We start from the raw sequence: 24,135 nt of genomic DNA on the forward strand, positions 1-24,135 counted from the left end.
GTACAGGCTTGCCGGCCGGATACAACCGGCAGCCCGAAAAAACACGCCACTTCAAACGCTTACCGCGAATGCCCGGCCAGCAAGGCCTGCAACGCGGCCTCATCCAGCACCGCAACACCCAGTTGCTGAGCCTTGGCAAGCTTCGAGCCTGCGCCAGGGCCGGCGACCAGCGTGTGGGTCTTGGCCGAGACGGAACCGGCCACCTTGGCGCCCAGCGCTTCCAATTGCTCCTTGGCCTGATCGCGGGTCAGGCTTTCGAGCGTGCCGGTGAGCACCCAGGTTTGGCCGGCCAGTGGCAGGTCACTGCTGGCCTCGCGGCGTACGCTGGCCCAATGCATCCCGAAGTCGCGCAGTTGCCGTTCTGCGGCCAATGCCTGCTCGCGGCGGCCTTGATCACTGAAATAGGCACGCACCGATTCGGCGGCACGCTCCGGCAGCGCCTGGCGCAGGTCCAGCCAGTCGGCCTGCACCAGCTGCTCGATGCTTGCGAATTTTTCTGAAAGCTTTTGCGCAGCGCCTGGCCCCACATAAGGAATCTCGAGCTTCGCTATCAGCCCGTCGAACGTGGTGCTGGCGGCAAACTCGGCGTGCACCTCACCCTCTCCCTGCGGCGTGACACCGCGGGCGAGCAACTGCTCGATCACGGTACGGTTGTGGGCCTCTTCGAAGAAATGCCCGATCTCGTAAGCCACTTCATTGCCGATATCCGGCAGGTAGGTGAGCAGCAAGGGCTGAGCCACCTGAATCCGCTTCAAGCTGCCCAAGGTGCGGGCCAGCACCTTGGCGGTTTCCTCGCCTACGTCCGGGATGCCCAATGCGAACACGAACCGCGCCAGGGTAGGCTGGCGGCTGGCGTCGATGGCGTTGATCAGGTTGCGGCTGGACACCTCGGCAAACCCCTCCAGCGCCAGCACCTGTTCCTGCGCAAGCGTGTAAAGGTCGGCCGGCGACTTCACCAGCCCGCTCTCCACCAGTTGCTCGACGATCTTGTCCCCCAGCCCGTCCACGTCCATCGCCCGGCGCGAGACGAAATGGATGATCGCCTGCTTGAGCTGCGCGGCGCAGGCCAGCCGGCCGACGCAGCGATACACCGCGCCTTCGCTGATGGTTTGCTTGCCTTTGCTTCGCTTGATCAGTTGCGTGCGCTCCACCTCGGAGCCGCACACCGGGCAGTGGCTGGGCACCTCTACCGCCGTTGCGTTCTCCGGGCGGCGATCGGTGACCACTTGCATCACCTGCGGGATCACATCCCCTGCTCGGCGGATGATTACCGTGTCGCCGATCATCACCCCCAGGCGGGCCACTTCGTCCATGTTGTGCAGCGTGGCGTTGGCCACCGTCACACCTGCCACCTTCACCGGCTGCAAACGCGCGACCGGTGTTACCGCGCCCGTGCGGCCCACCTGAAAGTCCACGCCCAGCACCTGGGTCAGCTCTTCGGATGCGGGGAATTTGTGCGCGATCGCCCAACGCGGCTCTCGGGCGCGAAAGCCCAGCTCGCGCTGGCCGGCGATGCGGTTGACCTTGAACACCACACCGTCGATTTCATACGCCAGGCCCTGGCGTCGCTCGCCGATGTCGCGGTAGTAATCCAGGCAGCCCTGCACATTGGCCGCCACCTTCAGCTCGCGGCTGATGGGCAAGCCCCAGCTGCGCAGCTGTTCCAGATTGCCGATGTGGGTGTCGCTCACGTCTTCGCTCACCTGGCCGATGCCATAGCAGCAGAATTCCAGCGGGCGGCTGGCGGTGATCTTCGAATCCAGCTGGCGCAGGCTGCCAGCGGCTGCGTTGCGCGGGTTGGCGAAGGTTTTGCCGCCCACCTCGGCCTGGGCGGCGTTGAGCCGTTCGAAACCGGCCTTGCTCATGTATACCTCGCCGCGTACCTCCAGCGTGGCTGGCCAACCCTTGCCTTTGAGCTTGAGCGGCACGTTGCGGATGGTGCGCACATTCACCGAGATGTCCTCGCCAGTGCTGCCGTCGCCCCGCGTGGCGCCGCGCACCAGTTGCCCGTCCTGGTACAGCAGGCTCACCGCCAGCCCATCGAGCTTGGGCTCGCAACTGTACTGCACCGCCTCGTCCTCCAGCCCTTCGCGCACGCGGCGGTCGAAATCGAGCAGGTCCTGCTCTTCGAAGGCATTGCCCAGGCTGAGCATGGGCACTTCATGCCTGACCGTGGCGAACGCCGACAGCGCCGTGCCACCCACACGCTGGGTCGGCGAATCCGGTGTAATCAGGTTGGGGTTGGCCTCTTCCAGCGCCTTGAGCTCGCGAAACAGGCGGTCGTACTCGGCGTCGGGAATGCTGGGTTCGTCGAGCACGTAATAGCGGTAGTTGTGCTCGTCCAGTTGCTGGCGCAGTTCGAGGATGCGGGTTTCGTCGACGTTCATGGCGATGGTTTCACAGGTTCCGGAATGACAATCGCCCGGCACCGCCTGCCTCGGTTACTGGAGGCCGGCCATGCCGGGCGACGCGTGAAAGGTGAAGCTTAGCGCTTCTGAGTCAATGCCCGGCGCTCGAATTCGACGATGCGCTGGCGGTAATGCTCGATGGTCTGGGCGGTGAGCACGCTGCGCTGGTCGTCCTTGAGCTCGCCGTCGAGTTCGTGGGCCAGCTTGCGCGCTGCAGCCACCATCACATCGAACGCCTGCTTGGGATGGCGCGGGCCAGGCAGGCCGAGGAAGAAGGTCACCGCGCGGGTGCTGAAGTGGTCGATGTCGTCCAGGTCGAACACACCAGGGTGCAGGGCATTGGCCATGGAGAACAGTACTTCGCCATTGCCGGCCATGCTTTCGTGGCGGTGGAAGATGTCCATTTCACCGAAACGCAGGCCGCTTTCCAGAATGTTCTGCAGCAGTGCCGGGCCTTTGAAGCCCGCTTCGCTACGCGATACCACCAGGATCACCAGCACCTCTTCAGGCTCGCCCACCAGGCCCGGGCCACCGCTGTGCGACGGCGCAGGCGCGTCTTCATCAGGGAAGTCATCGAGGCGCTCGCGCGGCTTGATACGCGGCTCGTCCACTGCCAGCTCGACATCGAGCTCAGGCTCCACGTGGCGAGGGGCTTCGGCAGCTACCGCTGCCTTCTTGCGCTTGCCTTCACGGGGTTCGCGAGGCTCGCGAACCGGCGCGCTCATCGACGGCAGGTCAGCTTCGTCCAGTTCAGGCTCCTTCTGGGTTTCCAGCACCCGCGAAGGGCCCAGTACCTCTGCGCTGCCTTCCTCATCGGGAAGGTTGCTGTAATTGCGGTCCAGTCGGAACCTCAGTTTGCCCTTGCCACCGCGCATACGGCGCCAGCCATCGAAGAGTATCCCGGCGATCACTACGATGCCGATGACGATCAGCCACTCACGCAGACCGATTTCCATGTAAACCTGTGCCTCGAATAAAAAGTGAACACAAAAATAAGGGTGTAAACCCCTTTAAATCGTGGCGCCAAGCCGCTGTTCTGACTGGCGTTTTACCCACGCATAGAAAAATCTTGACACTAAACTAGCACGACCTGCGGCAAACATACACCGCCAGTCGCCTTCACCTTGCATTTAGAGCCACCCTCCCCTCTGCTCAGCTTTCCACCATGGCCATGGCTTCTTCTACATCCACCGCCACAAGGCGCGAACAGCCCGGTTCGTGCATGGTGACCCCCATCAGTTGATCAGCCATTTCCATGGCGATCTTGTTGTGGGTGATGTAGATGAACTGCACCGTTTCGGACATCTCCTTCACCAGCCGCGCGTAGCGGCCGACGTTGGCGTCATCGAGCGGCGCATCCACCTCATCGAGCATGCAGAACGGCGCGGGGTTGAGCTGGAAGATCGAAAACACCAGGGCCAGCGCCGTCAGCGCTTTTTCACCACCGGACAGCAAATGGATGGTGCTGTTCTTCTTGCCCGGCGGGCGGGCCATGATCGTTACCCCTGTATCGAGTAGATCTTCGCCCGTCAGTTCCAGCCAGGCGCTGCCACCGCCGAAAACTTTCGGAAAAAGTGCCTGCAAACCGCCGTTTACCCGATCGAAGGTTTCCTTGAAGCGGTTGCGGGTTTCCTTGTCGATCTTGCGGATCACGTTTTCCAGGGTTTCCAGCGCTTCAGTGAGATCGTCGTTCTGCGCATCAAGGTAGCGCTTGCGCTCGGACTGCTGCTGGTACTCCTCGATCGCCGCCAGGTTGATGGCGCCCAGGCGCTGGATACGCGCATCGATCAGTTCCAGATGCTGCTCGGCGCTTTGCTCGGTGGCCTCGTCCGTGAGCGTGGCGAGCACCCCGTGCAAATCGTAGCCATCGGTGCGCAGCTGCTCCTGAAGGCCGGTGCGGCGAACGCTCAGGCCCTGCCATTCCAGGCGCTGGCTTTCGAGCTGGCCACGCAGCATCTGCGATTGCTGCTCGGCCTGGGTGCGGCGTTTTTCGGCGTCGCGCAGCTCGCGGTCAGCGTCATCGAGGCTGGCGCGAGCCATGCGCATCTCGTCGTCCACGCCCATGCGCTGTTCGAGCAGGGCTTCGAGCTTGATGCGCAGCTCCTCGAGCGGTGCGTCGCCTTCTTCCAGGTTCAGCGCCAGTTGCTCCTGGCGCTCCACCAGCCGCGCCGATTGCATCTCAAGCCGCTCCAGCGCTTGCTGGGTAGAACGGTGCTGGGCGCGCAACGAGCCCAGGCGCAGAGCAAGCTGGTGGGCGCTGTCCTTGTGCTGGCGAGCCTGCTGGCGCAACTGGTCGAGCCCTTCGCGCAGCTGTTCGCGCTGGGCCATCAGGCGCTCGCGCTGGTCGGTGTCTTCGGCCATGGCCTCAAGGGCTTCCTGCAATTGCAGGCGCGCCTCGCCGACGCTTTCGGTTTCGATCGCACGCTGCTCGGCGAGCTCCGCCAGCTCTTCTTCGAGCCGGCGCCGGCGCAGCGCCAGTTGCTCGGCCTTGGCCTGGCTGGCCGACAGCTGAGCGCGGTATTCACCTTGCTGGCGGGTCTGTTCCTGCAAGCGGCGGCGCAGTTGCTCACGGGCCTGCTCCTGGTCGGCCTGAGCCTGGCGCAACTCGGCCTGGCGCTCGGCAAGCTCGGCCAGCGCCTGCTCCCCGGCTTCGCGCCGGGCCTGCAACTGGTCGATTTCCTGCCCACGCGCCAGTACGCCACCCTGGGCATCGTTGCCGCGGCTGACGCGTAGAAAGTGCCGCCCCACCCAATAGCCATCCTGGGTGGCGAAGCTCTGCCCGCCCGCCAGCGAAGCACGCTGGGCCAGCGCAGCCTCCAGGCTCTGGGCCGGCAACACCTGGCCCAGCCAGGGGCTGAGGTCGACCGGGCTGTGCACCTTGCCCAACAGGCTGCCCTCGGCCACCGGCGCCGGGCCGGCACTGGCCAGGCGCAGCTCGCCTTGGTCGAAGCTGTCGAAACGTGAGGCCTGAAGATCATCGACCAGCACCGCCTGAAGGTCGGCGCCGAGCACCGCCTCCACTGCGGCCTCCCAACCCGCCTCGACCCGCAGCCCTTCGGCCAGCCGTGGCTGCTGCGCCAGGCCCTGCTCCGCCAACCACTGGCTGGCACCGGCACCAGGCTCAAGCGCGGCCTGCTGCAAGGCTTCGAGCGAAGCCAGGCGGCCTTCCAGGCGTTGCTGCTCGCCCTGGGCCTGCTGCTGCTCGGCAGTGACGGCCTGCAATTGGGCACGCACCTGTTCCAGATCGAGGGCGCCCTGTTCGTCTTCAGCCTGCAAGGCTTCCAGCGCCATCTCGCACTCGGCCAACTGCTCGCTGGCCTCGAGGATCGCAGCACTCTCGGGGTCGGCCGCCAGCTGCCCACGCTCTTCGCCCAGACGGCGCTGGCGCTCGCTGAGGCGCTCCATCGACTGCTCAAGCCCAGCGATGCGCGACTGCTGCACCTCGGCCTGGCGGCGCGGTTCGGCGGAGCGGGTGTTGAAGGCGTCCCACTGTTCCTGCCAGCCGTGCAGGCCGGCTTCGGCTTCTTCCAGCGCTGCGGCACTCTGCTCCGATGCTTCGGCCAGCCCCTCGTGCTCGGGTTCGAGCATTTCCAGCTCTTCGCCCAGGGTTGCCAGCAAGGTGCGGTCATGGCCCAGGTGCGACTCGGTTTCAAGCCGCGCCCGCTCGGCCTCTTTCAGGTCGTCCTGCAACTGGCGCAAGCGCTGCTGGCCGTGCTGGATGCTCTGCTCGACCCGGGCGATGTCGCCACCGACCGAATAGAAACGCGCCTGCACCTGGTTGAAGCGCTCCGACAGTTCGTGATGGCCGTCGCGCAGCCGCTCGATGCTGGCGTCAGCGTTACGCTGCTCGGCCACCAGCGCTTCGAAGCTCACTTCCTGGTCGCCGATCACCCGCTCGCGCTCGGCGACCTGCTCGTTCAGTGCGCGCCAACGCAAGGCTGCCAGTTGCGCCTTGAGCTGGCGCTCCTCGGCTTTGTATTCCTGGTATTTCTCGGCAGCCTGGGCCTGGCGGTGCAGGCGCTCGAGCTGGCGGTCGAGCTCTTCGCGCAGGTCGGTCAGGCGCTCGAGGTTCTCATGGGTGCGGCGGATGCGGTTCTCGGTTTCGCGGCGGCGTTCCTTGTACTTGGAGATGCCGGCCGCTTCTTCGAGAAGTTGCGCAGCTCTTCGGGCGGGCCTCGATCAGGCGGCTGATCATGCCCTGCTCGATGATCGAATAGCTGCGTGCGCCGAGGCCCGTGCCGAGGAAGATGTCGGTGATGTCGCGGCGCCGGCACTTGGTGCCGTTCAGGTAATAGGTGTTCTGCCCGTCGCGGGTGACCTTGCGGCGAATGGAAATCTCGGCGTACGCGGCGTATTCGCCCACCAGCGTGGTTTCGCTGTTGTCGAAGATCAGCTCGATGCTGGCCTGGCTCACCGGCTTGCGGCTGGTGGAGCCGTTGAAGATGACGTCGGTCATCGACTCGCCGCGCAGGTTTTTCGCCGAGCTTTCGCCCATCACCCAGCGCACGGCGTCGATGATGTTGGACTTGCCGCAGCCGTTGGGGCCCACCACTGCGGCCATGTTGCTGGGGAAGTTGACCGTGGTGGGGTCGACGAACGATTTGAACCCGGCCAGGCGCACGCATTTGAGCCGCATCGGTCAGCGCTGCCCCAGGCTTGCGAGGATCTGTTCGCAACTGCGCTCGCCATAGGCGCCGAGCACCGCACGCACGCCGGCCAGGTGCCGCGCACGCACCGCTTCGAGCAAGCGCGCGAACAGCTCCAGGTACTCGTGCATCGAGGCCTTGCGGGCGTCCAGCGCCAGGAGATAATGGCGGCTCATCGCCGGCTGGAGATTTTCCACGGTTTCCTGCAGGTAAGGGTTGTCAGCGAACGCGTAGGCGGCGCGCATCACCTCGAAGCTGTGATCGACGAAAGCGTTGATGTCGCCACGCTCGCAAGCCGCTGCCAGGCGCTGCTGCAGGGTGAGAAACGGCATGAAGTCGGCATCGGCCTGCCAGCGCTCGGCCACCGCCAGGCCAAGCAGGATGTACAGCTCGGTCATCAAGGTGCTCAGGCTGCGCACCTGGCGCTCGGTGATCGGCATCACCTGCGCACCCCGGCGCGGCAGGATCGCGATCAGATGGCGGCGTTCGAGAATCAGCAGCGCCTCGCGCACCGAACCGCGGCTCACGCCCAGCGCCTGGGTGACCTTCTGCTCCTGGATGCGCTCACCCGGCGCCAGCTCGCCACGGATGATCCGTTCGGCCAGGTGATGGGCAATCTGTTCGCAGAGGCTGTCCGAGGCCTTGAAGGTCATGGCGGGTCCTGGCAAGGGGCGTGGGGCGAGAAAAGCGGCGATTGTAGCCTAATTGCCGATTGAAATTGGAACCGGCGCAACAGCCGGAACATGCCGTGCGTGCCGGCAACGTTCTACACTGGCGTTCTTTCGCTGTTCGCGCCTCGAGGCCACCCCATGCCCGCTCACCGCCAAGCCTATCGCTGCGCCCTGCTGCACAGCCTCGGCGACCCTGCCGTCACCGGCCTGGATGGCTCGTACCAATACTGGCCCGATGGCCTGCTGCAAGTGGAGGATGGGCACATCGTCGCCGCCGGCGATGCCAATGAGGCGCTGCCGTATCTGCCGCCGGGCATTGAGGTGGAGGCACTGCCTGGCCGGCTGATCATGCCGGGCTTTGTCGACACTCACATCCACTTGCCTCAACTGGGCATGATCGGCGCGTTCGGCGAGCAACTGCTGGATTGGTTGAACCACTACACCTTCCCCTGCGAAGCACGCTTCGCCGACCCCGCTCATGCTCAGGACGTCGCTCGGCGCTTCATCGCCGAACTGCTGCGTAACGGCACCTCCACCGCGCTGGTGTTCGCCAGTGTCCACCCGGCGTCGGTGGAGGCGTTCTTCGAAGAGGCGCTGCGCCTGGGCCTGCGCATGCTCTGCGGCAAGGTGATGATGGACCGCAATGCCCCGCCTGAGCTGCTCGACGGCCCGGACCACGGCTACGCCCAGAGCCGCGACCTGATCGAGCGCTGGCACGGGCGCGGGCGCTTGCACTACGCCGTCACCCCGCGCTTCGCCCCTACCAGCAGTGCAGAACAACTTGAAGCCGCCGGGCGGCTGCTGCGCGAATACCCCAGCGTCTACCTGCACACGCACCTGAGTGAAAACCGCCAGGAGATCGACTGGGTGCGGCAATTGTTTCCCGAGCGCGCGGGCTACCTGGACGTGTACGCCCACCATGGGTTGCTCGGCCCACGCTCGGTGCTGGCCCATGGCGTGCACCTGGACGGCCACGAGTGTGCGCAGCTGGCGGCAGCCGGTGCTGCGGTCGCCTTCTGCCCCACCTCGAACCTGTTTCTGGGCAGCGGCCTGTTCAACCTGCCCCAGGCCGAGCGGCATCAGCTGAAGGTTGGGCTGGGCACCGATGTGGGCGCGGGCACCAGCTTCTCGATCCTGCAGACGCTCAATGAAGCCTACAAGGTGATGCAACTGCAGGGCGCTTCGCTGCACCCGTTCAAGTCGCTGTACCTGGCCACCCTCGGTGGCGCGCGTGCGCTCAGCCTGGATGACCGCATCGGCCAGTTGCGGCCTGGGCACGAGGCCGATTTCGTGGTGCTGGACCTGGCCGCCACGCCGCTGCTGGAGTACCGCCTGCGCCAATGCCGGGATATCACCGAAACGCTGTTCGTGCTGATGACGCTGGGCGATGACCGGGTGATCGAGAGGACCTACGCCCATGGAAACCGGGTGCATCAGCGCGGCTGACATATCCCTTCCAAGGCATCGAGGCGCCAAGCTGGTATGCTTGCCGCCCTCGAATCGCCACACCTCAAACGCCCGATACGCCCATGCAACCGACCCTCGGCCCCCTGAGCACCACCTGGCCCCTGCCCAACCCTGCCGGCGGCGCGGTGCTTACCTGCTGCACCTTCGCCCCCGCCGCCCTGCGGGCCGATGACTTCGCCCGCCATGCCGTGCAGCCACCGGAAAACATCCAGCGCTCGGTCGCCAAGCGCCAGGCGGAGTTCCTCGCCGGCCGGGTGTGCGCGCGGGAATCGGTGCGCGCGGTCAGTGGCCTGGAGTGGGTGGCGCCTGTGGGTGACGACCGCGCCCCGATGTGGCCGGCCGCGGTATGCGCCTCCATCACCCATAGCGACAACTGGGCCGCCTGCATCGCCGCGCACAGCGACGATTGGCAGGCCCTGGGCCTGGACGCCGAAACCCTGCTGGCGCCGGAGCGCGCCCAGCGGCTCAAGGGTGAAATCCTCACACCGGCCGAGCTTGAGCGGCTGCCGAGTGATGACGCACAAGCAGCGCTGGCGGTGACCTTGACCTTCTCGCTCAAGGAGAGCCTGTTCAAGGCGCTCTACCCGCTGGTGCGGCAGCGTTTCTGGTTCGAGCATGCCGAGCTGTCGAGCTGGTCGGCCGATGGCCAGGCACGTTTGCAGCTGCTGATCGATTTGAGCGAACGGTGGTGCCACGGGGTTGAAATCGACGCGCAGTTCTGCATCGAAAACAACCGTTTGCTGAGCCTGGTGGCGATCGCGAAAAATTGAAAAAATCCGCTGTTCGGCTGCAGCCCAGCAACCATGCAGGCGGGCGGTTTTTTCTACACTTTGCCCACACCTTATCCACACCCCCGCACGGTTGCAGATCCCCGCAGACCGCATTATCTTGTATCGCGAATTTACCGAACCACTACATGTTGGGGTTTTGGTGGAACCAGAACCACAATTCGAAGTCATAGCGCAAGCGTGTAAAAACGCTTTTTTTGCCAAATGCTTCGCTTTTCGCGCGCCGTCCGCGCACTGAAAGAATCAGTCGCCAGGAAGGGCTTCGCCGTACCTTCCCCGCCATTAACATGATGCCGCGAGCAGCGCCCAGCACGCCGCCGGCCAACACAGAGCTATCATGGAGAGCCCCATGCACACCGAACCGACTCGCGAGAACCCGCAGGCCAAGGCGCCACAGGGCGCGGAACAGTCCCATGAACTGACCGCCACCGCCCCCGGCCAACTGCGCGTGATCAAGCGTAACGGTACTGTCGTCCCCTACACCGACGACAAGATCACCGTCGCTATCACCAAAGCGTTCCTCGCAGTCGAGGGCGGCACTGCTGCTGCTTCCTCGCGCATCCACGACACCGTAGCGCGCCTGACCGAACAGGTCAGCACCACCTTCAAGCGCCGCATGCCATCCGGCGGCACCATCCACATCGAAGAAATCCAGGACCAGGTCGAGCTGGCGCTGATGCGTGCCGGCGAGCACAAGGTCGCCCGCGACTACGTGATCTACCGCGAAGCCCAATCCGTCAAGCGCAAGCAGCAGGGCGAGAACAGCATCGCCGAGCCGCACCCGAGCATCCGCATCAAGCGCGATGACGGTAGCCTCGAACCGCTGGACATGGGCCGCCTGAACACCATCATCAACGAAGCCTGCGAAGGCCTCGAAGAGGTCGACGGTGCGCTGATCCAGCGTGAAACCCTGAAGAACCTCTACGACGGCGTGGCCATCAAGGACGTCAACACCGCCCTGGTGATGACCGCCCGTACCCTGGTGGAGCGTGAGCCTAACTACTCGTTCGTCACCGCTCGCCTGCTGATGGACACCCTGCGCGCCGAAGGCCTGGGCTTCCTGGGTGTGGCCGATAGCGCCACTCACCACGAGATGGCCGAACTGTACGCCGCTGCCCTGCCCGCCTACGTCGCCAAGGGCGTGGAGTTCGAGCTGCTCAACCCGGAGCTTGCCAACTTCGACCTGGAAAAACTCGGCAAGGCGATCGATCACGAGCGCGACCAGCAGTTCACCTACCTGGGCCTGCAGACTCTCTACGACCGTTACTTCATTCATAAAGACGGCATCCGCTTCGAACTGCCGCAGGTGTTCTTCATGCGCGTGGCCATGGGCCTGGCCATCGAAGAAAAGAACCGTGACGAGCGCGCCATCGAGTTCTACCGCCTGCTGTCGTCGTTCGACTACATGGCCTCCACGCCGACCCTGTTCAACGCCGGCACCCTGCGCCCGCAATTGAGCTCGTGCTACCTGACCACCGTGCCGGACGACCTTTCCGGCATCTATGGCGCCATCCACGACAACGCCATGCTGTCCAAATTTGCCGGCGGCCTGGGCAATGACTGGACCCCGGTGCGCGCGCTGGGCTCCTACATCAAGGGCACCAACGGCAAGTCCCAGGGCGTTGTGCCGTTCCTGAAAGTGGTCAACGACACCGCCGTGGCAGTGAACCAGGGCGGCAAGCGCAAGGGCGCGGTGTGCGCCTACCTGGAAACCTGGCACCTGGACATCGAGGAATTCCTCGAACTGCGCAAGAACACCGGTGACGACCGCCGCCGCACCCATGACATGAACACCGCGAACTGGATCCCTGACCTGTTCATGAAGCGCGTGTTCGAAGGCGGCAAGTGGACCCTGTTCTCGCCGTCGGAAACCCCTGACCTGCACGACCTGACCGGCAAGGCCTTCGAGGAGCGCTACGAGTACTACGAAGCGCTGATCGAGTACGGCAAGATCAAGGTCTACAAGACCGTCGAAGCCAAGGACCTGTGGCGCAAGATGCTCTCGATGCTGTTCGAGACCGGCCACCCGTGGCTGACCTTCAAAGACCCGTGCAACCTGCGCAGCCCGCAGCAGCACGTGGGCGTGGTCCACAGCTCCAACCTGTGCACCGAGATCACCTTGAACACCAACAAGGACGAGATCGCAGTGTGCAACCTGGGCTCGATCAACCTGCCCAACCACATCGTCGACGGCAAGCTCGATACCGCCAAGCTGCAGCGCACCATCAACACCGCCGTGCGCATGCTCGACAACGTGATCGACATCAACTACTACTCCGTGCCGCAGGCGAAGAACTCCAACTTCAAGCACCGCCCGGTGGGCCTGGGCATCATGGGCTTCCAGGACGCGCTGTACCTGCAGCACATCGCCTACGGTTCGGACGCGGCCATCGAGTTCGCCGACCGTTCGATGGAAGCTGTGAGCTACTACGCCATCCAGGCCTCCTGCGACCTGGCCGACGAGCGCGGCGCCTACGAGACGTTCCAGGGCTCGCTCTGGTCCAAGGGCGTGCTGCCGCTGGACTCGCTGGCCACCCTGATCGAGCAGCGCGGCGCCAAGTACATCGAAGTCGACCGTACCGAAACCCTGGACTGGGCCCCGGTGCGTGCGCGAGTGCAAAAAGGCATCCGCAACTCGAACATCATGGCCATCGCGCCGACCGCGACCATCGCCAACATCACCGGCGTTTCGCAGTCGATCGAGCCGACCTACCAGAACCTGTACGTGAAATCGAACCTCTCCGGCGAATTCACCGTGATCAACCCCTACCTGGTGCGCGACCTCAAGGACCGCGGCCTGTGGGACTCGGTCATGATCAACGACCTGAAGTACTACGACGGTTCCGTGCAGCAGATCGAGCGCATCCCGCAGGAGCTCAAGGACCTGTACGCCACCGCGTTCGAAGTCGACACCCGCTGGATCGTCGAAGCCGCCAGCCGCCGCCAGAAGTGGATCGACCAGGCGCAGTCGCTGAACCTGTACATCGCCGGCGCCTCGGGCAAGAAGCTCGACGTGACCTACCGCATGGCGTGGTTCCGTGGCCTGAAAACCACCTATTACCTCCGTGCCCTGGCTGCCACCAGCACCGAGAAGTCGACCATCAACACCGGCAAGCTCAACGCCGTTTCCAGCGGCGGTGACAGCGCCCCGGTCCAGGCTGCCGGCCCGGCTCCTGTGCCGAAGGCTTGCGCCATCGACGAGCCGGATTGCGAAGCTTGCCAATAAGCTGAGCTGCGGCAGCCGACCCCTCGCCCCGCTTGCCGGGCCGAGGGGTTTTTCATGCCCGAACGAACCTGGCGCGGCTGCCTGGGTCTGTTGCTCTGACAACCCATCAGGAGATGCCACCATGCTTTGGAAAAAAGGCCGCCGCAGCGACAACGTGGTCGACGCCCGTGGTGACGGCGGTGGCGGAGGCGGCGGCATCCCCTTGGGCAAAGGCGGCCTGAGCCTGGGCGCGGTAGTGCTGATCGTCGGCTTCGGCCTGCTCACCGGCCAGGACCCGCTGCAGCTGCTCAGCGAGCTGACCGGTGCAGGCCAATCCAATACGCCGGCCCAGCGCCAGGCGCCGCCGGCCAACGATCAGCAGGCTGATTTCGTGCGCGCCATCCTTGGCGACACCGAAGACACCTGGCAGCAATTGTTCCAGGCGCAGGGCAAGCAGTATCAGGACCCGAAACTGGTGGTGTTCAACGGCCAGGTGAGTTCGGCCTGCGGCCGGGCGACCTCGGCAGTAGGGCCGTTCTACTGCCCCGGCGACCGCCAGGTGTATCTGGACATGGACTTCTTCCGCGAGATGCGCGAACGCTTCGGCGCAGCAGGCGACTTCGCCCAGGCCTATGTGATTGCGCACGAGGTAGGCCACCATGTGCAGAATCTGCTGGGCATTTCCGACCGGGTAGAAGCCGCGCGCCGGCAGGGCCAGCCGATGGAAGGTGCCAACGGGCTTTCGGTGCGCCAGGAATTGCAGGCCGACTGCTTCGCCGGGGTGTGGGCCAACCATGCGCAGGCGCGCCTGAACTGGCTGGAGCCAGGTGATATCGACGACGCCCTCAATGCTGCCAACGTCATCGGCGACGATCACCTGCAACAGCAGAGCCAAGGGCACGTGATGCCGGATGCGTTCACCCATGGCACCTCTGCGCAGCGCCAGCGCTGGTTCAAGGCAGGCTTTGCGCAGGGGCGTGTGGGTGACTGCGATACGTTTGCGGCAAAGGCGCTTTGAAGGTTTGCTCGACAGGCTTGAAGTTTGCCTCGTCGCGCGGCAAGCCGCCCTCCCCCTATATGAAGTGCGAAGCCGGATTTCAGTGGGAGGCCGGCTCGCCGGGCGATGAGCGACGAGCCGCTCCCCAACATCGAAATCGCTTGGGCATTGCAAACCCCAAAAGCATAGGGCCTCCAAAGCCGCGTTAAGCGCCAGGCGTTTGCGGTGTGGCAATTAGGCGTATACTTGCGCCATTCTCCAAGCAGGCAACCCTTATGCCCACGTCCCTGGAAACCAAACGCGCATACTTCGCCAAGGTGCGCCGCGCCAATTACGCGGCAAGCCTACGGCTCGAAGGGTTCAATGTGCCTCAGGGTGATGAGGAAAAGCCTGTCCCCACACGTGAGCAGGTACTGCAGCGGTATCGTACCGATAACGCTCGGTGACAGTGGACAAGTATGGGGTCGGGCAAGACCCTTACTGTTACCCCGGTACGTCCGTATTGCGCAATCACCTGAATCTTCGGGTTCAGTCAATGCTGGACGACGCTGAGCGAGAGCTGAGCAGCATTGCCGCCAGCGAGGTGGTTTTTCACCCCCCGCCCTACGACCTAAAGAGTTTGCAGGCTCTGCACCGTCATCTGTTCAAGGATGTTTATCCATTCGCCGGTGAGGTGCGTGAAGTCGACATCTCCAAAGGCGTGACGCGATTTTGCAACGTCTCCCGCATCGAACCTGAAGCCGCCAACTATTCGCTTGGGCAGGTAGCAGGCGATGGTTTCAAAGGCTCGAAAGGCCAGTGCTCATGGCGCTGCTGGCGGAATTCTTCGGCGAGCTGAACATGCTTCACCTTTTTCGAGAAGGCAATGGCCGAGCTCAACGGCTGCTATTCGAGCAATTGGTCATTGCTGCCGAGTACCCTATCGACTGGCGCCCCGTTTCACCCGACGAGTGGATTCAGGCCAATATCAGCGCTGTAGCCTGCAACTATGCACCGCTTGCCGGCATATTCGACCGCTGCATCGGTCAGGTGCCATTTTCGTCTTGATCAGCATGATGGACTTCTGCGGCGAAGCCTATATCCTGTGCCCCTGATCAATGAAACCTACCATATGTAGTTTTTACCCTGTAAAGAGCTGGTTTCTAACCAAAGAAGCTCGTTAAGCTAAAAGGGCGCGTCAAAGCACACTTTCCAGTACAATCGTGCCCCCTTAGTCGGCCGATACGCACAAGTGCATCGGCCCTCTCGAACTCACGCCGCCCGAGCCGGCATCCAGCTAAAGGCGCGGGCAACGTACAGATTTCCAACATCCACATGGCTGCCACCCATGCAGCCCTCACGCAGGAGCCACCCACCATGCTGAGCTGGGACGAATTCGACAAAGACGACACCGAAGCCACCTCCGCTGCCAAAGGCGCCGCGCCTTCGCAGCCGGCTGTTGGCGCAGAGCTGGAGCGCCTCGACAGCGCCGGTGACGCCGCCGCCCACCAGGCCCGCGCCATCGCTGCCGACGACAGCGCCGCCGTTGCCCGTGCCAAGGCCGCATTGAACGATCTCGACATCGCCGAAGGCCTGGCCGAGCTCGAAGGCTCAGCCGCCCGCGTGACCGTCGACTCCAAGCGCATGATCAACTGCCGCGCCGACCTGAACCAGCTGGTGCCGTTCAAGTACGACTGGGCCTGGCAGAAATACCTCGACGGCTGCGCCAACCACTGGATGCCGCAAGAGGTCAACATGACCACCGACATCGCCCTGTGGAAGAGCGCCGACGGCCTGACCGACGACGAGCGCCGCATCGTGCTGCGTAACCTGGGTTTCTTCTCCACCGCCGATTCGCTGGTGGCCAACAACCTGGCGCTGGCGGTGTACCGCCTGATCACCAACCCCGAATGCCGCCAGTACATCCTGCGCCAGGCCTTCGAGGAAGCGATCCACACCCACGCCTACCAGTACTGCATCGAGTCGCTGGGCATGGATGAAGGCGAGATCTTCAACATGTACCACGAGATCCCGTCGGTCGCGAAAAAGGCCGCCTGGGGCCTGAAGTACACCCGCGCCATCTCCGACCCCGAGTTCAAGACCGGCACTCCGGAAACCGACAAGGAGTTGCTGCGCAACCTGATCGCCTACTACTGCGTGCTCGAAGGCATCTTCTTCTACTGCGGCTTCACCCAGATCCTCTCCATGGGCCGCCGCAACAAGATGACTGGCGTCGCCGAGCAGTTCCAGTACATCCTGCGCGACGAATCCATGCACCTGAACTTCGGCATCGACGTGATCAACCAGATCAAGATCGAGAACCCGCACCTGTGGGACGCCGAGATGAAGGAAGAAGCGACCCAGATGATCCTGCAAGGCACGCAGCTTGAGATCGAATACGCACGCGACACCATGCCGCGCGGCGTGCTGGGCATGAACGCGGCGATGATGGAGGACTACCTCAAGTTCATCGCCAACCGCCGCCTGACCCAGATCGGCCTGAAGGAAGAGTACCCGGGCACCACCAACCCGTTCCCGTGGATGAGCGAGATCATGGACTTGAAGAAAGAGAAGAACTTCTTCGAAACCCGTGTGATCGAGTATCAGACCGGTGGGGCGTTGAGCTGGGATTGAGGCTTTGGGGACTGTCAGATTTTTTGTGTGCGGGCGGTTAACGCCCGTCACCTGACGGACAGTGAAATCACCAGGTTGGCCTGGTAAAGCGATCTTCATACAGGATCGCAAATTGATTCATCGCACTTTTCCAGTCATGCGCAGCCTTGCCCCAGTTGGCGGTGATGTTTCGCAGTCCCAGCCAGATCAGCTTGGTCGCCGCTTCGTCATTCGGGAAGTGCCCGCGCGTCTTGATGATCTTGCGCAACTGGGCGTTGATGCTCTCGATGGCGTTGGTGGTGTAGACCACCTTGCGTATTGCCTGCGGGAACACGAAGAACGGGATCACGCGATCCCAAGCCCGCCGCCACGCGGCAACAACCGTCGGATACTGCTTGCCCCAGGGCCCAGCCTCGAAGTCGTTCAATGCCTGCTCGGCGGCCTCGGCATTGAGTGCCTGATAAATCGGCTTCAGAGCTTTGGCCAGCCCTTTGCGTTTGTCCCAGGAGGCGTATTCAAGGCTATTGCGGATCAGGTGGACGATGCAGGTTTGCAGAGTCGTTTCAGGGTAAACAGCCGCCAGTGCTTCCGGCATGCCCCTGAGTCCGTCCGTGACGGCAATCAGCACATCCTCAACGCCTCGGTTGCGCAAGTCGTTGAACACTTTCAACCAAAACTTCGCACCCTCGGTGTTCTCGATCCAGATACCCAGAATGTCACGGGTGCCGTCCGGCAAAACGCCCAGCGCCAAGTAGATCGCCTTGTTGCGGACCACACCTTCATCGCGGATCTTCACCCGCAAGGCATCGAAGAAAATGACCGGATACATCGGCTCCAGAGGCCGCTGTTGCCATGCACCCACTTCTTCCATCACGGCGTCAGTAACAGAACTGATGAAGTCATGAGAGACGTCCGTGCCGTACTGCTCCAGCAGAAACGCACGGATCTCGCGTACCGTCATGCCACGGGCATACATGGCGATGATCTTGTCGTCGAACCCTGTGAAGCGGCGCTCATGCTTGGGAATCAGGATGGGCGCGAAACTGCCGTCGCGATCGCGGGGAATGTCCAGCTTGAGCGGGCCATCGTCAGTCAGCACTGTCTTGCCGCTGGTGCCGTTGCGCTGGTTATCGGTGCCTTCCGGGCGCGTCTCGCCGGACGCATAGCCCAAGTGATAGCCAAGCTCCGCACCCAGTGCGCGCTCGACCAACGCCTTCTTGAAGGCCATCGAGATGTCCTGGATCGCCTCAGCTGTCATCGGGCCTTTGACGAACTGTTCGACCAGGTCTTTGGGGATCTCTGGGAGGTCTTTCTGGCCTTGCCGGCCGGGGTCTTTTTGCTTGGCATGTCATGCACCTTAAACGCATGTGATGCCCGAACACAAAATTACTGATAGTCCCAGGCTTTGGCCTGAGCGTCTCCAGGCCACTCCCGTGTGAAGAAACCGCCAGCCTCCGCAAACGAGGCTGGCGGTTTTTTTCTAGCCTGTGAGTTTCTCCGCAAACCCCGGCAAACACCTACCACCCCTCCCCTCTACAACCACCTGCCCGATCACCAGCACCGCCGGCGCCTTGAGCTCGAACGCCAACGCCGCCTCATGCATGCCTGCCAGCTCACTGAAGCATTGCCGTTGCTGCGGCAGCGATGCGTTTTCGATCATCGCTACGGGCGTCTCCGCCGCCAATCCACCCGCGAGCAGCTCGTCGCGAACCTCCTTGAGCTTCGCTACCCCCATATAGACCACCAGGGTCGTACCCGCCTGCGCCAGCGCTCGCCAGTTCAGCGGGCTGTCGTCCTGCGTATGGGCGGTCACCAACGTCACACCGCGGGCCACCCCACGCAGCGTCAGCGGGATATCGCACTGCGTTGCGCCCGCCAGGCCAGCGGTGATCCCGTTGACCAGTTCCACTTCAATACCACGCTCGCCAAGCCACTGAGCCTCCTCACTGCCGCGGCCGAAGATGCACGGGTCGCCGCCTTTGAGGCGCACAACGCATTTGCCTTGGCGTGCATAACGCAGCATCAGGCGTTGGATGAAGGCTTGAGGGGTGGAGCGGCAGCCGCCGCGCTTGCCCACGCCGATGACCTTTGCGCCGGGGCAGTGCTCCAGCACGGCCGGGTTGACGAGGCTGTCGATCATCACCACGTCGGCGCCACGCAGCGCGCGCACCGCCTTGAGGGTCAAGAGCTCCGGGTCACCCGGGCCGGCGCCTACCAACCAGACTTTTGCGTTCATGCCGTTACCTCATCAGCGTTGCGAACCGCGAGGCGCGATCCGGGGTGGGTTTCATCCGTGCAACATCCAGATCAACAGCAGCCCGTTCACCAACAGTGAACACAGCGCCAGGGTGCGCCACACCTTAAGCGGTTCGCGCTCCAGCAACGGGCGAAAGCTTGTGCTGGGCTGTTGCTCGCCGTTTTGCAGCGCCAGCGCCCATTGTTCGGCCGTTTCGAAGCGTTGGGCCGGGTCGCTGGCCAGTGCCTGGTCCAGGTTGTGCACCAGCCATTCGGGCAGCTCGGGGCGATAGCGGCTGGCCGGCACCGGTGTGCCGAAGCGCGGGCGCTGGAAGGCCTCGACCTCGCCATGGGGATAGTGGCCGGTCAGCAGGAAATACAAAGTCACGCCTGCGCTGTACAGGTCCTGAGCCACGCTCGGCGCGGCGCCTGCGTAGGCTTCTGGCGCGATGTAGTTGGGCGTGCCCGGCAATTCGCCTGCGATGTGCGCAGACAGCCCCGGGCAGTGCGCCAGGCCGAAGTCCAGCAGGCGCAAGTCACCGTCTGCATCGAGCAGCAGGTTCTCCGGTTTGATGTCGCGGTGCAGGATGTTGCGCCGGTGCAGCATGCCCAGCGCCCGCAGCAGGTGCAGGGCGATGCCCAGGCCTTGCGCCAAACTGAGCGGGCCGTGCTGCCGATGGTGCTCGGCCAGGGTGATGCCGGGATGCTCGCGCATCAGGTAATACAGGTGCTGCCGCTCAGGGGCGGCATGCACCTCAGGAAAAAAGCGCCCGGCCACGCGCCGCAGGAACCACTCCTCCTGAAGCAGGCGCTGCCCGGCTTCGCTGTCACCGTCACAGTGGTTGGGCAGGGTCTTGAGCAGCCAGGGTTGCTGCTGGGCGTCGCGGACGCGATACAGCACCGATTGGCGTGTCTCCACTGAGCCGCGCCTCGACCTGCCAGCCTTCAAAGCGTTGCCCCAATTTCAGTGCAGGCGGCAGCGGCCACTGTTCGACCTGCTCCAGAACATCACCCAGGCAGGCCTGGCCGATGGCCTCGACACGCACCAGCACGGCGCTGGCGTTGTCCTGGCTGCCGGCCAGGTGAGCCGCGCGAACCAGCGCTTGGGTAGCGCTCTGCAGATCAGGCTCGTCGCGCAGCACGCCGGCGATCGACGCCTCGCTCAGGGTCGCCCAGATGCCATCGCTTGCCAGCAGAAAACACTCGCCCGCGCGCAACTCACCCTCGAGGTAATCCACCACCAGATGCTGCTCCAGCCCCATGGCGCGCTTGAGCACGTGCTGCATGCCCGGCTGGCGCCACACGTGGTCTTCGCTGATGCACTGCAATTGCCCGCCATGCCAGCGATAGGCTCGGCAGTCGCCGATGTGCGCCAGGGTAAAACGCTGGCCGCGCAGCACGATGGCGCTGAGGGTGGTCAGCAAAGGCTGGCCGCCACCACTGGCATGCAGCCAACGGTTCTGGGCCAGCAGCAGGCGGTCGAGCGCCTGTGTCACGCTCCAGGTCTGTGGCGTGGCGTAGTAATCGTGAGCCAGGGCTTGCAGGGTCGAGCGCGCCGCCAGGCCGCCGTCGCTGCACTGGCTGACGCCATCGGCCAGCGCGAACAGGTAGCCCTTGCTGGCCGCCAGCGACGGCGCCGGGCTGACCATGCGCGTAGCGTCCTGGTTCTCGGCGCGGGGCCCGCTGGCGCTGCTCTGGGCGTAGCTCAGTTGCAGGGGCATGGCGGGGGCCTCACACCCGCGCTGCGGTGAAGGCTGCCGAACCCCAGGTGGTTCTCCAGCGGCGCTTGACGCTGGCCAATCCGAACCAGGCCACCACGCCGAGGCTCGCGAACAGCCACAGGCCCAATTGATAGTCACCGGTGCTCTGCTTGATCGCGCCCAGGCCCGCCGCCAGGAGGAAGCCGCCGATACCGCCAGCCATGCCGATCAGGCCGGTCATCACGCCGATTTCGCGGTTGAAGCGCTGCGGCACCAGCTGGAACACCGCGCCGTTGCCGGCACCCAGGCCCAGCATGGCGCTGACGAACAATGCCAAGGCTGCCACCGAACTTGGCAGGTGCATGCCCACCACCGCGATGCACAACGCCGCCACGGCATACATGCCGAGCAAGGTGCGAATGCCGCCGAAGCGGTCGGCCAGCGCGCCCCCCAGCGGCCGCATCAGGCTGCCACCGAAGACACAGGCCGCCGTGTAATACCCGGCGGTGACCGGGCTCAGGCCGTACTGGTCGTAGAAGTAGCCTGGCAAGGCACTGGCCAGGCCGATGAAACCGCCGAAGGTCACGCTGTAGAAGAACATGAACCACCAGCTGTCGCGGTCGGCCAGGGCCTTGAAGTAGTCAGCCCGGGATTTCGGCTTGCTGCGGTTGGGAGCGTTTTTCGCCAACAGGCCGAACACGATCAACGTGAGCGTCAGCGGAATCAGCGCCAGGCCGAATACCTCGGTCCAGCCGAAGGCGGCAGCCAGTACCGGTGCCGCCAGCGCGGCCAGTACGGTGCCGGAATTGCCGGCACCGGCGATGCCCATGGCCTTGCCCTGGTGTTCAGCCGGGTACCACTGCGACGCCAACGGCAGCGCCACGGCGAACGATGCACCGGCCATGCCCAGAAACACGCCCAGCAGCAGGGCCTGTTCGTAACTGTGGATGCCTAGCTGCCAGGCCGCCAGCAGCGAGGCGATGACGATCACCTGGCCGATGATGCCCGCCGTTCTGGGCGACAGCTGATCAGCCAGCATCCCCATCACAAAACGCAGGATCGCACCGGCCAGGATGGGTGTCGCTACCATGAAACCGCGCTGTTGCGTGGACAGGTGCAGGTCGGTCGCGATCTGCACGGCCATAGGGCCGAGCAGGTACCAGACCATGAAGCTGAGGTCGAAATACAGGAACGCGGCAAACAATGTCGGGGTATGCCCGGCTTTCCAGAAACTGTTGTTCATTCCAGCACCTCATCTGCAAAAAGAGTCAACGAAGGTCACGTGCTTGCAGGTGGGCGAGCCATCACGGCTGCTCCACCGCCCCGTTTCGCGAGGCCAGAAACGCAAAAGACGTCGCCATCCCGTAATCGCTCGCGCGGGGGGATGTGCGACGTCTTTGTCGTGGTGGGCAACCGCCGTTGGTTACCTGTTCAAAGGCAAAAGCAGGTTGTGTGCCAACACTGCCGGAAGGCTCTGGCTCGGCAATTTCAGGGGTCAGTGCGAGGCGGTGAAAGCCTGCGGGTGAACACCCTCGCCCTCATTGGTGCAGCGGCTGCCGCATTGCGGTGCACGGTCAGGTCAACAGCTCGTTCATGGCAATGATCTGCTCCGCCACCTGGATCAGCTTCTGCTGTTTGCTCATGGCCTGGCGGCGCATGAGCGTGTAGGCCTCTTCTTCGCTGCAATGCTTCATCTTCATCAGCATGCCCTTGGCCAGCTCGATGCGTTTGCGTTCGGCCAGTTGCTGATCCCGCGCCTGCAGTTGCGAGCGCAGCACCTGATCGCTTTCGAAGCGCGCCATGGCCACCTCCATGATCGGCTGCAGGCGCTGGGCATGGATGCCTTCGACGATGTAGGCGCTGACGCCCGACTTGATCGCCTGGCGCATCACCAACGGGTCGTGCTCGTCGGTGAACATGACGATGGGCCGGGGCTGGTCACGGGTCACCATCACCACCTGCTCCATCACATCGCGGCTGGGGGATTCGGTGTCGATCAGCACCACGTCCGGGCGCACCGCTTCAACGCGCGCAGGCAGGTCGATGGTCAGCCCCGACTCGTCGATGACGTCGAAGCCGGCCTCGCTCAGCGCGGTGCGCAGGCGGCCGACGGTTCTGGGGGTGTCGTTGATCAGCAGGATGCGCAACACAGGGACCTCCGGTTACTGATCATGACGAGCATGCAAGGCAAAGCTGCGCGCATAGGCGGCAGGGTCGCCGCCGTCCCAGACGCTGCCGTCCAACAGTTGCGAGCGGCGCAGGGGGCTGGCCGGCACGGCGATTTGCAGCGCATGCGCAGCTTCGCCGTACAGAGCAAGCTGTTGCACCCGCTGAGCCACGGCCAGGTAGTCCGGGTCATCGCGCAGCAGGCCCCAGCGGCGGAATTGGGTCATGAACCACATGCCGTCGGAGAGATACGGGAAGTTCGCCGCGCCCTGGTTGTGAAAACTCAGCGGATGGGCGTCTTGCCACTGGTTGCCGAGCCCATCGTCGTAGAGGCCCATGAAGCGCGGTTCGATGCTGGCGAGCGGCACGTCGAGGTAGTCGCTGCTGCTCATCAGTTGCGCGGTGCTGCGGCGGTTCTCCTGGCTGGCCTCGATGAAGCGGCTGGCTTCCAGCACCGACATCACCAGCGCACGGGCGGCGTTGGGGTACTGCTCGACGAACGCCCGCGTGCTAGCCAGCACTTTTTCCGGGTGATCCGGCCAGAGGGCCTGGCTGGTCGCAACCGTGCAGCCCTGGCCGAGCAATACGGCATTGGCGCACCAGGGTTCGCCTGCGCAAAAGCCGTCGATGCGCGCTGCCTGCAAGTGCGCAAGCATCTGCGGCGGCGGGACGACCACGCTGTTGACGTCCTGCAATGGGTGAATGCCCTGGCTGGCCAGCCAGTAATACAGCCACATGGCGTGGCTGCCGGTCGGAAAGGTGTGCGCAAAGTTGAGCTTCTCACCCACCTGCCCGGTGCGCTGCTTGAGTGCGCCGGGGCACGCCATGCCGGCGCTTTTGAGCGGTTGTGAAAGGTTGATGCTCTGCCCGTTCTGGTTGAGCCCCATGAGCACCGCCATGTCGGTGGCCGCTGCGCCGCTGATACCCAGCTCGATGGCGTAGACCATGCCGTACAACGCATGCGCGGCATCCAGCTCGCCACTCGCCAGCTTGTCGTTGACCCCTGCCCATGACGCCTGCCGATGCAGATTGAGGGTGAGCCCGTAAGGCTGGGCAAAGCCCTGGGTGGCGGCGACCACCACCGAAGCGGCGTCGCTCAGCGGCATGAAGCCGATGTTCAGCGCGTTCTTTTCAGGGCCGTCGCTGCCGGCTACCCACGCCAGTGCGCGCGCTGTTGTGGGGTCATCGAGGTTGTCGCTCACGCTGCTCATTCCCTGTCCATGTTGCTTGAAAGAAGGCTGCCCCAGAGGCGAACCACGC

At 64.0% G+C, this 24,135-nt stretch carries 13 protein-coding genes and 4 pseudogenes; 7 read left to right on the forward strand and 10 right to left on the reverse strand.

Annotated features, from left to right (window positions below; all coding sequences use genetic code 11):
• Positions 1-59: 59 nt before the first annotated feature.
• From ligA to LN139_RS14085, 4 genes and pseudogenes are all read right to left on the reverse strand, one after another.
• Positions 60-2,387: an NAD-dependent DNA ligase LigA gene (gene ligA, locus LN139_RS14070; RefSeq protein WP_236354435.1), complete on the reverse strand. Its 2,328-nt coding sequence runs from the start codon at positions 2,385-2,387 to the stop codon at positions 60-62.
• Positions 2,388-2,485: 98 nt separating this feature from the next.
• Complete coding sequence (zipA, locus tag LN139_RS14075; protein ID WP_236354440.1) at positions 2,486-3,364, reverse strand: cell division protein ZipA; 879 nt, start codon at positions 3,362-3,364, stop codon at positions 2,486-2,488.
• Positions 3,365-3,560: 196 nt separating this feature from the next.
• Positions 3,561-7,044: pseudogene (smc, locus tag LN139_RS14080) on the reverse strand (chromosome segregation protein SMC).
• A gap of 3 nt (positions 7,045-7,047) precedes the next feature.
• Complete coding sequence (locus LN139_RS14085; RefSeq protein WP_236354442.1) at positions 7,048-7,707, reverse strand: GntR family transcriptional regulator; 660 nt, start codon at positions 7,705-7,707, stop codon at positions 7,048-7,050.
• A 156-nt stretch (positions 7,708-7,863) separates the two neighbouring features.
• Here LN139_RS14085 and guaD point away from each other — a divergent pair, with 156 nt between their 5' ends.
• From guaD to LN139_RS14120, 7 genes and pseudogenes are all read left to right on the forward strand, one after another.
• Complete coding sequence (gene guaD, locus LN139_RS14090) at positions 7,864-9,171, forward strand: guanine deaminase (RefSeq protein WP_236354444.1); 1,308 nt, start codon at positions 7,864-7,866, stop codon at positions 9,169-9,171.
• Positions 9,172-9,254: 83 nt separating this feature from the next.
• Positions 9,255-9,962 (forward strand): 4'-phosphopantetheinyl transferase family protein, encoded by a 708-nt coding sequence (locus LN139_RS14095; RefSeq protein ID WP_236354448.1) that lies wholly within the window; start codon positions 9,255-9,257, stop codon positions 9,960-9,962.
• A gap of 367 nt (positions 9,963-10,329) precedes the next feature.
• A complete protein-coding gene (locus LN139_RS14100; RefSeq protein WP_236354450.1) occupies positions 10,330-13,206 on the forward strand; it encodes a ribonucleoside-diphosphate reductase subunit alpha in 2,877 nt (958 codons plus the stop codon).
• A gap of 121 nt (positions 13,207-13,327) precedes the next feature.
• Entirely contained in the window at positions 13,328-14,203 is an 876-nt protein-coding gene (gene ypfJ / locus LN139_RS14105; RefSeq protein ID WP_236354452.1) for a KPN_02809 family neutral zinc metallopeptidase, read from the forward strand.
• Positions 14,204-14,457: 254 nt separating this feature from the next.
• On the forward strand, positions 14,458-14,628 hold the full coding sequence (locus LN139_RS14110) for a YhfG family protein (RefSeq protein ID WP_236354453.1): 171 nt from the start codon (positions 14,458-14,460) through the stop codon (positions 14,626-14,628).
• Positions 14,629-14,630: 2 nt separating this feature from the next.
• Positions 14,631-15,229, forward strand: a pseudogene (locus LN139_RS25730) (Fic/DOC family protein).
• 309 nt (positions 15,230-15,538) lie between these two features.
• A complete protein-coding gene (locus LN139_RS14120; protein ID WP_236354455.1) occupies positions 15,539-16,795 on the forward strand; it encodes a ribonucleotide-diphosphate reductase subunit beta in 1,257 nt (418 codons plus the stop codon).
• 67 nt (positions 16,796-16,862) lie between these two features.
• Here LN139_RS14120 and LN139_RS14125 read toward each other — a convergent pair.
• From LN139_RS14125 to LN139_RS14150, 6 genes and pseudogenes are all read right to left on the reverse strand, one after another.
• Positions 16,863-18,121, reverse strand: a pseudogene (locus LN139_RS14125) (IS256 family transposase).
• A gap of 133 nt (positions 18,122-18,254) precedes the next feature.
• Positions 18,255-19,010, reverse strand: a complete 756-nt coding sequence (gene cobA / locus LN139_RS14130) for a uroporphyrinogen-III C-methyltransferase (protein WP_236354459.1) — start codon at positions 19,008-19,010, stop codon at positions 18,255-18,257.
• 51 nt (positions 19,011-19,061) lie between these two features.
• Positions 19,062-20,730, reverse strand: a pseudogene (locus LN139_RS14135) (protein kinase domain-containing protein).
• Between the two features lie 10 nt (positions 20,731-20,740).
• On the reverse strand, positions 20,741-21,952 hold the full coding sequence (locus tag LN139_RS14140; protein ID WP_236354461.1) for a nitrate/nitrite transporter: 1,212 nt from the start codon (positions 21,950-21,952) through the stop codon (positions 20,741-20,743).
• Positions 21,953-22,283: 331 nt separating this feature from the next.
• Positions 22,284-22,859 carry an ANTAR domain-containing response regulator gene (locus LN139_RS14145; RefSeq protein ID WP_236354463.1) on the reverse strand — a complete coding sequence of 192 codons (576 nt, stop codon included), beginning with the start codon at positions 22,857-22,859 and terminating at the stop codon, positions 22,284-22,286.
• A 12-nt stretch (positions 22,860-22,871) separates the two neighbouring features.
• Positions 22,872-24,086, reverse strand: a complete 1,215-nt coding sequence (locus tag LN139_RS14150) for a CmpA/NrtA family ABC transporter substrate-binding protein (protein WP_236354466.1) — start codon at positions 24,084-24,086, stop codon at positions 22,872-22,874.
• Positions 24,087-24,135 lie beyond the last annotated feature (49 nt).

It is taken from the genome of Pseudomonas sp. KNUC1026 (genome assembly GCF_021650705.1).
In the GTDB taxonomy this organism is placed as follows: domain Bacteria; phylum Pseudomonadota; class Gammaproteobacteria; order Pseudomonadales; family Pseudomonadaceae; genus Aquipseudomonas.